The sequence below is a fragment of the Thermodesulfitimonas sp. genome (assembly GCF_052743955.1).
Genome location: NZ_JBRAIN010000060.1, coordinates 1 through 11,980, shown reverse-complemented (window position 1 = coordinate 11,980; position 11,980 = coordinate 1). Strand labels below are relative to the sequence as shown.

Below are 11,980 nucleotides of genomic sequence, written 5' to 3'. Positions count from 1 at the left end.
CGGTTTCGTCCGGATAAATTTCTGCTTGGCCATGAATCTTCTTCCTCCTTAACTTGCATAGCAGTACTTTTGCACTATTTTTTCCATCAGGTTCCGGGGTACCTCGGCATAATGGTCAAACTGCATCGTGTAAGTACCCCGGCCCTGCGTGAGTGACCGGAGATCCGTAGCGTAGCCGAACATTTCCGATAAGGGCACCAGCGCCCGGATGATCCGGTTATTGCCCCTCACCTCTATATCTTCGATCTGCGCCCGCCGGGCGTTCAGATTGTCGATGACGTCCCCAGTATACCCTTCCTGAGTGATAACCTCAATCTTCATGATCGGCTCCAGGATAACCGGTTCCGCCCGCTTGGCCGCTTCCCGGAAGGCAAGCGAACCGGCAATCTTAAAGGCCATCTCCGAGGAATCAACCTCGTGGTAGGAGCCGTCAACCAGTGTTACACCAACATCGATAACCGGGTAGCCGGCCAGGACGCCGTTTTCCATCGCCTCGCGCACACCCGCTTCAATTGCCGGCACAAACTCCTTGGGAACGACGCCGCCCACAATCTTATTTTCGAAGAGGAAGCCCTCCCCGGGTTTACGCGGCGCGATCTCGAGAACCACGTGCCCGTACTGGCCCCGGCCGCCCGTCTGGCGGATAAACCTGCCTTCCGCCCGCGCAGGCTTGGTAATCGTCTCGCGGTACGCCACCTGAGGCTTGCCGACCTTAGCGCTAACATTGAATTCCCTGAGCAGCCGGTCGATAATCACTTCAAGGTGCAACTCCCCCATCCCCGAAACGATGGTCTGCCCGGTCTCCGCATCGACGTGGACCCGGAAGGTCGGGTCCTCCTCCGATAACCGGGCAAGAGCCTGCCCCATCTTATCTTGGTCGGCCTTGGTTCCCGGCTCAATAGCCACCGAGATAACCGGCTCCGGAAAGTCCATCGCCTCGAGAATGATGGGGTGCGCCTCGTCGCAAAGGGTATCTCCGGTCGTCGTGAATTTCAACCCCACTGCCGCCACGATATCGCCGGCGTAAACCTCTTTAATTTCCGTCCGGTGATTGGCGTGCATCTGCAGGAGCCGGCCGATCCGTTCCCGTCTCTGCTTGGTGGCATTATAAATGTAAGAACCGGACTTCAGAGTCCCTGAATAGACACGGAAAAAGGTTAACTTTCCCACGTAGGGATCGGTCATGATCTTAAAGGCCAAGGCCGCAAAAGGCACATCGTCCCGCGCCAAGCGCTCTTCCTCCAGGCCCGTTTCCGGGTTCGTGCCCCTTACTGCCGCGATGTCGGTCGGCGCCGGCAAAAAATCGATAATGGCGTCAAGCAACGGTTGCACACCTTTATTGCGGTAAGAGGAACCACAAAGAACGGGAATAGCCTTCACCGCTATGGTCGCTTTCCGCAAAGCCCGCTTGATCTCTTCAATAGTAAGGGGCTCATTCTCCAGGTATTTTAACATCAGTTCCTCATCCGCTTCCGCCACCGCCTCAAGCAGCTTCTCGCGGTATTCGGCCACGAGCTCTCTCATATTGGCAGGGATAGCCGTTTCTTTGCTTACCGTTCCCAAGTCGTCCAGGTAAATGATCGCCTTTTCCTGAATCAGGTCGATTACCCCGCAGAAGCTATCCTCTGCACCAATCGGAAGTTGGATTGGTACCGGGTTCGCCCCGAGCCGTTCTTTAGTCATTGCCACCGCCCGGAAAAAGTCAGCGCCGGTACGGTCCATTTTGTTGACGTAAGCAATGCGTGGCACGCCGTACTTATCCGCTTGCCGCCAGACAGTCTCGCTTTGCGGCTCCACACCTCCCACAGAGCAAAATACCGCTACTGCCCCATCGAGAACGCGTAACGAACGTTCTACCTCAATCGTAAAATCCACGTGTCCTGGTGTGTCGATGATGTTAATCCGGTGGTTGCGCCAGTAGCAGGTGGTAGCCGCTGAGGTGATGGTGATGCCCCGCTCCTGCTCCTGCACCATCCAGTCCATCGTCGCGGCCCCATCATCGACCTCACCAATCCGGTGAATCTTACCAGTGTAAAAAAGGATGCGTTCGGTAGTCGTCGTCTTCCCGGCATCGATGTGGGCCATAATCCCTATGTTTCTTGTTCTTTCGAGCGGAAACTCACGCGCCATACCCCAGCACCTCCTTTCTACCAGCGATAATGGGCAAACGCCTTGTTGGCCTCCGCCATCCGGTGGGTATCTTCCTTCTTTTTAACGGCCCCGCCCGTGCCGTTCGCCGCGTCCATAATCTCTGCCGCTAGCTTCTCCCGCATCGACTTACCCTGGCGCTGGCGCGCAAAGTTAGTAATCCAGCGGATGGCAAGGGTCTGCCGCCTTGCCGGCCGCACCTCTACCGGAACCTGATAGTTAGCGCCGCCGACACGCCGCGCCTTAACCTCCAGAACCGGCATCACGTTCTTCATCGCCTCTTCGAAGACCTCAAGCGGGTCACGCCCGGTTTTTTCCTTGATAATATCAAAGGCCCCGTAGCAGATACTCTCAGCGATACTCTTCTTGCCGTGGAGCATAACCTGGTTGATAAGTTTTGTCACCAGCCGGCTCTGGTATACCGGATCCGGTAGAACCTCGCGCTGGGGAACCGGTCCTCTACGCGGCACATACTTCCCCCCTTTCACCTACTTCTTGGGCCGCTTGGCCCCGTACTTGGAGCGGCCCCGGTTGCGGTTCTGAACACCCGCCGCATCCAACGCTCCTCTGATAATGTGATAGCGCACGCCCGGAAGGTCCTTGACCCGGCCGCCGCGCACCAGAACCACCGAGTGTTCCTGCAGGTTATGGCCGATGCCCGGAATGTAAGCGGTAACCTCCATCCCGTTCGTTAAACGGACACGCGCCACCTTCCTGAGAGCCGAGTTCGGCTTCTTCGGCGTGGTCGTGTAAACCCTGGTGCAAACCCCGCGCTTCTGCGGACAGCCGCGCAGGGCCGGTGCCGACGATTTCTTACACACCGACTGTCTTCCGTGACGCACAAGCTGGCTAATCGTTGGCAATAAAACATACCTCCTTTCGCGAATCGCTACGAAAACGACTGAAGATCAAAGCCGGTTCCATTCCCCGGCTCTAACCACCGCAAACCAACCGTCCGGTAACCCTCCCCCTAAAACTTAGCCCCCTGCGAACGCAGGGGGCAAGCTTTTAGTCTTCGATAACCGCAGCTGACGCGCAGTTTACGCTTATGCCGCAGGCTTTACCTAACTCCCGCATCGAGGGCACCTCCTCCAACGGGGTACCCCGGGCACGGCACGCCCGGATAATCGGTTCGGTAATGCGCCGGTCGGCATTCTTCGCCACGTATACAACCTTCGCTTGCCCCCGCTCAATACTTTTCAGGGTCTCCTTCGACCCGACAGCCTTCTTGCGGGCAGAGATCAGACGCTCGTAGGGCATGAGGTTTAACCCCTCCAAGCACCCACAGACTTTTTTAGTGTAGCATTATTCTCCCTGAGTGTCAACAAGAATCATATCCCAAAACTCAGGCCAGATCAACCTTCTATAGAAGACCGCTCTTCTTTACCACCACCTTGATCGTCATAAAAAATTTTAAGGTTACGGTGACGCGTAAGCCCTGTGCCGGCCGGAATGAGCTTGCCGATAATCACGTTCTCTTTGAGGCCAATGAGCGGGTCCTGCTTCCCCTTGATCGCCGCGTCGGTCAAAACCCGGGTAGTTTCCTGGAACGAGGCCGCTGACAGGAAAGAGTCGGTAGCCAACGAAGCCTTCGTAATGCCGAGCACGACCGGCCGGACAACCGCAGGCTGCCCGCCTTTTTCGAGCACGCGCTTATTTTCTTCCTCGTATTCGTAAATATCGACCAGGCCACCGGGTAGCAGATCCGTATCCCCGGCATCCTCAACCTTCACCTTTCGGAACATTTGCCGGATCACAATTTCGATGTGCCGGTCGTTAATCTCGACGCCCTGGAGGCGGTAAACCCGCTGCACCTCTTTAAGCAGGTAGAGCTGCGCCGCCTTGACCCCCTTAATCTTCAGTAGGTCGTGGGGGTTGACCGGACCCTCGGTCAATTCATCGCCCGCAGTCACCTTATCGCCGTCCTGAACCCGCAGCCGGGCGCCGTAAGGTACCGGATAGACAAATTGCTCCCCTTCCGGCGTAACCAATTCGATCTCCCGGCGGCCCTTGGTTTCCCGCACCGAAACTATGCCGTCCGCTTCGGCGATGATCGCCTGGCCCTTGGGCCGCCGCGCTTCAAAGAGTTCCTCAACCCGCGGGAGACCCTGAGTAATGTCTTCGCCAGCTACCCCACCGGTATGGAAGGTGCGCATCGTCAACTGGGTTCCCGGCTCGCCGATCGATTGTGCCGCGATAATACCCACCGCTTCACCGATGTCGACAAGGTAACCAGTCGTCAGGTTTCGCCCGTAGCAGCGGGAGCAAACACCGCAGGAAGTTCTGCAGGTTAAAACCGAGCGGATTTTCACCTTCTTGATGCCCGCAGCTTCAATGCGCTCAACCGCTTCTTCATCGATTTCCTCGCCCTTAAAAACGATAACTTCCCCCGTATTTGGGTCTACAATGTCCGCCGCCGCAATGCGCCCGAGAGCACGTTCGCGCAGCCTTTCGATGACTTCGTCGCCATCGCGGAAATCCTCGACCTCGATATAATCCGTCGTCCCGCAATCTTCTTCGCGCACGATTACGTCCTGGGCCACATCGACGAGGCGGCGGGTCAGGTACCCAGAGTCGGCCGTCCGCAAAGCAGTATCTGCAAGCCCCTTCCGGGCGCCGTGCGTCGAGATGAAGTACTCCAGCACCGTAAGCCCCTCTCTGAAGTTCGCCCGGATGGGAAGGTCGATGATCCGCCCGGACGGGTCGGCCATCAGGCCCCGCATCCCGGCAAGCTGCCTGATCTGCTGGATATTACCGCGCGCACCAGAAATAGCCATCATGTATACCGGGTTGAACCGGTCAAGCTTTTCGAGAAGCAGGTTTTTGATCCTCTCCGTCGCCTGGTTCCAGATTTCAATAACCTTCCGGTAACGCTCCTCCTTGGTGATCAGGCCCCGACGGTACTGCTGCTCAACCTCTTCGACCGCCCTGTCGGCTTCGGCAAGGATTGCCGGTTTCTCCTCGGGAATGACCAGGTCTTCGCTCCCGATAGTAAGCCCCGCGCGGGTACAAAAAGCAAAGCCAAGCTCTTTAATGCTATCCAAAAGCGTGGCCGTCTTCGCATAACCAAGCTTCCGGTAGCAAACGTCAATAATCTTACTCAGCAGCTTCTTGTCCACAACGCTGGAGAGAATCTTCTCGCCGAGAGGGGTCAGCCGCCCCTCACCGTTTTCCCCTACCGTCTCGGTCAGCTTTGACGGAATGGTGCGGTAGAAAATGAGTCGCCCCGCCGTTGTCTTAAACAGACGTGACCCGTCGGCCGCCACAAGCCCGGGAAGCCGCACCCGGACCAGAGCGTGCAGCGGCAGTACCCCGCTCTCGTAGGCCCGCGCTACTTCGTCAGGATCACAGAAAGTTTTATGTTCGTAAGCCGGATCTTCCTTCGCCAGCGTCATATAATAGATACCGAGGACCATGTCCTGCGTCGGAATCGTCACCGGCTGCCCGTCCTTCGGGCTCAAGATGTTACCGGTCGAAAGCATAAGGAGACGGGCCTCGGCCTGGGCCTCTGCGGAAAGCGGTACGTGAACCGCCATCTGGTCGCCGTCAAAGTCCGCGTTATACGCGGGACAGACCATCGGGTGAATCTGAATAGCCCGGCCTTCGACTAAAACCGGCTCAAAGGCCTGGATACTGAGGCGGTGCAGCGTCGGCGCCCGGTTGAGCAAAACCGGGTGGTCCTTAACCACCTCCTCGAGAACGTCCCATACTTCTGGCTTCATCCGCTCTACCATGCGCTTGGCGCTCTTAATGTTATGGGCGTGCCCGCCTTGAACCAGCTTTTTCATCACGAAGGGCTTGAAGAGCTCCAGCGCCATCTCGCGGGGAAGGCCACACTGGTGGAGCTTAAGCCTCGGCCCCACCACAATGACAGAACGGCCGGAGTAGTCAACGCGCTTACCTAAAAGATTCTGCCGGAAACGGCCCTGCTTCCCCTTAAGCATGTCGCCAAGGGACTTGAGGGGCCGGTTACCGGGACCGGTAACCGGCCTCCCCCGCCTCCCGTTATCGATCAGGGCGTCAACCGCCTCCTGGAGCATCCGCTTCTCGTTACACACGATGATGTCCGGCGCCCCAAGCTCCAGAAGCCTTCTGAGCCGGTTGTTGCGGTTAATGACCCGGCGGTAGAGGTCATTCAAATCCGACGTTGCGAAACGGCCGCCGTCGAGCTGCACCATCGGCCGGAGCTCTGGTGGGATTACAGGAAGAACCTCGAGGATCATCCATTCGGGCCGGTTCCCCGATTTTCTAAAGGCCTCAACCACTTCGAGGCGGCGGATCGCCCGCACGCGGCGCTGACCGGTGCTCTCACGAATCTCGCGGCGAAGCTCGGTAGCAAGTGCGTCGAGGTCTATTTCCTGCAAGAGTTCCTTGATGGTCGCCGCACCCATGCCCGCCTTAAAGGCGTCCCCGTACTTTTCGCGGTACTCCCGGTACTCGCTGTCCGTCAAGAGCTGCTTCTTAACCAGGGGCGTGTCCCCCGGATCAGTAACGATATACGAAACAAAGTAAAGAACCTTCTCCAGAGCCCGGGGCGACATATCTAACAGGAGTCCCATCCGGCTCGGGATGCCCTTAAAGTACCAGATATGCGAAACGGGCGCCGCTAATTCGATATGCCCCAGACGCTCCCGGCGCACTTTAGAACGGGTCACTTCGACGCCACACCGGTCGCAGATAACCCCTTTATAGCGTACACGCTTGTATTTCCCGCAATAGCACTCCCAGTCCCGCGTCGGGCCAAAGATACGCTCGCAAAAGAGACCATCCCGTTCAGGCTTTAGCGTACGGTAGTTTATCGTCTCCGGTTTCTTGACCTCACCGTGCGACCAAGCCCGAATTTGTTCCGGCGAAGCAAGCCTAATCTGAATGCGGTCGAACGTATTAAGCTCCATCATCAGAGCTTCCCCCCTTAAAGGACTCTTTGCTTGAAGGCGAGCCCGGAGATTAAGCAGCCGATTCTTTACGTAGTTTCCTCGTCACCCGGCGGAAAATCTTCGGGGCCGTTTTCTTCATCCTCTATTTCCTCTTCACTCTCGTCAACCGCCTCATCAATCGGCCCAGCGAAACCTACCGGCGGTTCGTACCGGATGTCGAATTCCAGCTCCCGCGCCGTTTCGCCGATATCGTCCTCCGTCTCCTTGATTTCGATCTCCTTGTTATCCTCCGAAAGCACCCGCACATCAAGTGCCAAGCTCTGAAGCTCCTTAATCAGCACTTTAAAGGATTCCGGCACCCCTGGTTCCGGAACATTTTCACCCTTAACGATCGCTTCGTAGGTCTTAACCCGGCCTACAACGTCGTCTGACTTTACCGTCAGCATCTCCTGAAGCGTGTAGGAAGCGCCGTAGGCCTCCAGCGCCCAAACCTCCATCTCGCCGAAGCGCTGCCCCCCGAACTGTGCCTTACCCCCGAGCGGCTGCTGCGTGACCAGAGAGTAAGGTCCGGTAGAGCGGGCGTGAATCTTGTCGTCTACCAGGTGCGCCAGCTTCAGCATGTAAATATAGCCAACCGTCACCGGGTTATCGAAAGGCTCCCCGGTCCTGCCGTCGCGAAGGATCGTTTTACCATTCTCCGGCAGACCAGCCTTCTTCAAAGACTCGATAATGTCCGCCTCGGTAGCTCCGTTAAAGATCGGGGTGCTGATTTTAATTCCCAGGACCTTTGCCGCCCATCCCAAATGAGTCTCAAATATCTGCCCGAGGTTCATACGGGAAGGAACCCCGAGCGGATTTAACACTATCTCAACCGGTGTCCCGTCCGCGAGGAAAGGCATATCTTCTTCGGGCAGGATCCGCGCAATTACCCCCTTATTACCATGGCGCCCGGCCATCTTGTCGCCCACGGAAATCTTCCGTTTTTGGGCCACGTAAACCCGCACCAGATGGTTGACGCCGGGCGGTAGCTCGTCACCCTTCTCACGACTGAAAACCTTAATGTCCACGACCTTTCCTGATTCGCCGTGGGGCACCCGGAGCGAAGTATCCCGGACCTCCCGCGCCTTCTCGCCGAAAATCGCCCGCAGGAGGCGTTCTTCCGCCGTCAGTTCTGTCTCGCCCTTCGGCGTTACCTTGCCAACCAGAATATCTCCCGTCCGCACCTCCGCGCCGATCCGGACGATTCCCCGGTCATCAAGGTCCTTTAGCGCGTCTTCACCAACGTTCGGGATATCCCGCGTGATTTCCTCTGGCCCAAGCTTCGTATCCCGCGCCTCGCACTCGTACTCCTCGATGTGGATCGAGGTGAAGTAACCCTCCTTAACCAGTTTCTCGCTTATTAAAATGGCATCCTCATAGTTGTAACCCTCCCAGGGCATGAAGGCTACTAGGAGATTCCTCCCTAGGCTTAACTCGCCGTTGTTCGTGCAGGGGCCATCAGCAATCACATCGCCCGCCTTCACCCTGTCCCCTACGTTTACGATCGGCCGCTGGTTGATGCAGGTTCCCTGGTTGGACCGGTTGAACTTCAGCAGCGGGTAGCGCGCCACCGTTCCGTCGTCGCAGGCGATGCTAATCTCCGTTGCGGTCACCTTTTTGACGACGCCATCTTTTTCCGCCAGAACTACAGCTCCCGAATCGCGGGCCACCCGGCCCTCGATGCCCGTACCGACAAGCGGCGCTTCGGTAACTAGCAAAGGTACCGCTTGACGCTGCATGTTAGCGCCCATAAGCGCCCGGTTGGCATCGTTGTGCTCGAGAAAAGGAATCAGTGAGGTAGCCACACTGAAGACCTGTTTGGGCGAAACGTCCACATATTCGACCTCTTCAACTGGAACTACCAGGATTTCGCCCTTATAACGTGCATTGACGCGCTTCTCGAGGAAATAGCCGTTCTCATCCAGGCGCACGTTCGCCTGGGCAATTACGTGTTCCTCTTCTTCATCGGCAGTCATATAAACGATCTCGTCCGTAGCCCGCTTATGCTCTCTATCCACCTTGCGGTACGGCGTCTCAATGAAACCGAACTCGTTCACGCGCGCATAAGTAGTGAGTGAGCCGATAAGACCGATATTCGGACCTTCGGGCGTCTCAATCGGACAGATCCGCCCGTAGTGCGAATGGTGCACGTCGCGCACCTCAAATCCGGCCCGCTCCCGGCTAAGCCCCCCCGGACCTAACGCCGACAACCGCCGCTTATGGGTAAGCTCGGCAAGTGGATTAGTCTGATCCATAAACTGGGAAAGCTGGCTTGAACCCAAAAACTCTTTGATCGCCGCAACCACCGGCCGGATATTGATGAGATGCTGGGGGGCTACCGCCTCGATATCCTGGATGGTCATACGTTCCCGGACGACCCGCTCCATCCGCGCCAGGCCGATGCGAAACTGGTTCTGCAAAAGCTCACCAACCGAGCGCAGCCGCCGGTTACCTAAGTGATCGATATCGTCCGTTCGCCCCTCGCCCCGCATCACCTTTAAAAGGTAACGGATCGTAGCGATGATGTCTTCTTTGGTCAGCTCCCGGATAAACTCGCGGTCCCGCGGCACCATCTTCTTGAGGTACGGGTCGAACTCTTCCGGCCCCTCGCCGCGGTAACGGTAGAGCACGCCGTGGCCAAGCTTCTTATGGAGCTTATAGCGCCCCACATTCCCAAGATCGTAGCGCTTCGGATCGAAGAAAAGGCTTTCTAAGAGCCCGCGCGCGCTCTCCACCGTCGGCGGTTCACCCGGGCGGAGACGTTTGTAAATCTCGATAAGCGCCTCCTCATCGGTTCTAGCGGTATCCCTACTCAGCGTCTCCTGAATGACCTTATCATTGTCGAAAAGCGCCAGAATCTCCGCATCGGTAACGTAGCCCAACGCTCGGACGAGAGCGGTCACCGGGACCTTTCGGGTCCGGTCCACCCGGACCCAGAGCAGGTCGTTCACGTCCGTCTCGAACTCGAGCCAGGCACCCCGGTTCGGGATGATGGTGGCCGTAAAAAGCTTCTTACCGCTCGGATCAAGCTGCTCCCCAAAATAGACACCCGGAGAGCGGACAAGCTGGCTCACCACTACCCTTTCCGCGCCGTTAATGATAAAGGTTCCTTTATCGGTCATCAACGGGAGATCGCCCATGAAGACGTCCTGTTCTTTTATCTCGCCCGTCTCGGTGTTTATTAAGCGTACCTTCACCCGGAGAGGCGCCGCGTAGGTTACATCCCGGTCTTTGCATTCGGAAACCGAATACTTAGGTTCACCAATGCTCGACGATAAAAACTCTAAAACCAAATTGCCCGTGAAATCCTTAATCGGCGAAATATCGGCGAGCGCTTCCTGCAGGCCTTCTTCCAGAAACCAGCGGTAAGACTTCTTTTGAACCTCGATAAGATTAGGGATCTCCAGGATCTCCTTGAACTTGGCGTACGTAACCCGGTCACCGGCAGTTGGGACTGCAACCGGCACTCCCATACCTCAACCTCCTGAAAGTTTTTAAAAAAGAAAACAGCTACCTGATGCTTCCCTTTCTTAAAAAATTCTTAAGAACGGGCGCTCGGTGAAAGCAAGCGTGGGCTATAAGTTCCTGTGAACCAACTCTCTTATGCAATGCCTAAAGATTCTAACATAAGGAATTATGAACTGTCAAGGATTATTAACAAAAGTTTTAAACCTTAAACCGGAAGTGAACAATGTCTCCGTCGCGCACTACGTAGTCCTTACCCTCAAGACGCAAGAGCCCAGCGTCCCGTAACTTAGCGGGCGAACCGAGTTGCCGCAAATCATCGAAGGCAAAAACTTCTGCCCGGATAAATCCCCGCTCGATCTCCGAATGAACCTTGCCTGCCGCCTTTTTCGCCACGGTTCCCTCTCTTACCGTCCAGGCCTTCACTTCGTCTTTCCCAACGGTAAAGAATGAGATGAGCCCCAGAGCCCGGTAAGCCGCCCGGGCCAGACGCGCGATTCCGGGCTCTTGTAACCCCAAACTCTCCAGAAACTCCGCCCGCTCCTCAGGAGCCAGTTCCGCTATCTCCGCCTCTATCCGAGCGGCAACTTCCACTACCGGGATGCACCGCTCCGTCGTATAACGCAGCAGCGCTTCCTGCTGCGGGTATCCCCCTTTAAGGCCGCTTTCGTCAACATTGACGGCTACCAAAAGGGGCTTTAGTGAAAGGAAGCTGTAGCCCGCGAAAAGCGCCTTTTCCTCCGGCGTCTGGGGCACTCCCGTTAACGGCCTCTCCTCGTTCAAGGCCGCCACACAACGCTCGAGCAGGGCAACCTCCGTGGCCGCCTGCTTCGAAACCTTCTTTCCGCTCCGGATTCGCTCCAGCCTCCGCTCCACCAGCATGATATCGGCCAGCAGGATCTCGGCGTACAGCTCCTGAAACTCCCGCAGGGGCAGCAAGGCGTCGAAATAGGGCGGCACACCCGCCGCGGTAAAGGCGCGCACCACGTAACAGAGCGCATCTGCGCCCCGCACCTCCTCAAAGAAACGGATGGCGGCCCCTTTTTCGCCCCCGCGCAAGTCAACTCCCGGGATATCTTTAAAATTGACCCGGGCGCAAGTTACCTTCTGGGGCCGGTAAAGCGCCGCTAAAAAGTCCACCCGTGCGTCGGGTACCGGCGCCGAACCGGTATGGACCTTGGTTTCCCCTAAAATACCCGTCGGGTAATTCGCGCCGGTCAGCAAATTAAAAAGGGTGGTCTTTCCCACCTGCGGCAGGCCGATCAGACCGATTTCCACCGCGCAACCTCCGTTCCGTAATCACTGAAAAGAGGAGTTTCAGCGCGCAGCCGCAAATTCCTCTTGCCGGCCGCGTTTTTCTTTTACCTGACTTTCGCCACTTAAAGCCGAAAGGCCGGCCGTTGCTGGGCTTCGGGAAACACGGGGAGTGTATCTAACCCGGTGCCTGGTAC

Annotated in this window: 7 protein-coding genes; all 7 read right to left on the bottom strand. The window is 57.0% G+C overall.

The genetic code is table 11. From position 1 onward, the window contains the following. Positions 1 to 48: 48 nt before the first annotated feature. On the bottom strand, positions 49 to 2,130 hold the full coding sequence (gene fusA / locus ACUVTA_RS06360) for an elongation factor G (RefSeq protein WP_445952131.1): 2,082 nt from the start codon (positions 2,128 to 2,130) through the stop codon (positions 49 to 51). Positions 2,131 to 2,147: 17 nt separating this feature from the next. Further along, positions 2,148 to 2,618: a 30S ribosomal protein S7 gene (rpsG, locus tag ACUVTA_RS06355; protein WP_445952130.1), complete on the bottom strand. Its 471-nt coding sequence runs from the start codon at positions 2,616 to 2,618 to the stop codon at positions 2,148 to 2,150. Positions 2,619 to 2,636: 18 nt separating this feature from the next. Next, a complete protein-coding gene (gene rpsL, locus ACUVTA_RS06350; protein ID WP_445952129.1) occupies positions 2,637 to 3,011 on the bottom strand; it encodes a 30S ribosomal protein S12 in 375 nt (124 codons plus the stop codon). A gap of 145 nt (positions 3,012 to 3,156) precedes the next feature. Continuing rightward, positions 3,157 to 3,408, bottom strand: coding sequence for a ribosomal L7Ae/L30e/S12e/Gadd45 family protein (locus ACUVTA_RS06345; RefSeq protein WP_445952128.1), 252 nt, complete (start codon positions 3,406 to 3,408; stop codon positions 3,157 to 3,159). Positions 3,409 to 3,503: 95 nt separating this feature from the next. Further along, complete coding sequence (gene rpoC / locus ACUVTA_RS06340; RefSeq protein ID WP_445952127.1) at positions 3,504 to 7,046, bottom strand: DNA-directed RNA polymerase subunit beta'; 3,543 nt, start codon at positions 7,044 to 7,046, stop codon at positions 3,504 to 3,506. Between the two features lie 65 nt (positions 7,047 to 7,111). Beyond that, positions 7,112 to 10,537 carry a DNA-directed RNA polymerase subunit beta gene (gene rpoB / locus ACUVTA_RS06335; RefSeq protein ID WP_445952126.1) on the bottom strand — a complete coding sequence of 1,142 codons (3,426 nt, stop codon included), beginning with the start codon at positions 10,535 to 10,537 and terminating at the stop codon, positions 7,112 to 7,114. A gap of 193 nt (positions 10,538 to 10,730) precedes the next feature. Continuing rightward, positions 10,731 to 11,807, bottom strand: coding sequence for a redox-regulated ATPase YchF (locus tag ACUVTA_RS06330; protein WP_445952125.1), 1,077 nt, complete (start codon positions 11,805 to 11,807; stop codon positions 10,731 to 10,733). Positions 11,808 to 11,980 lie beyond the last annotated feature (173 nt).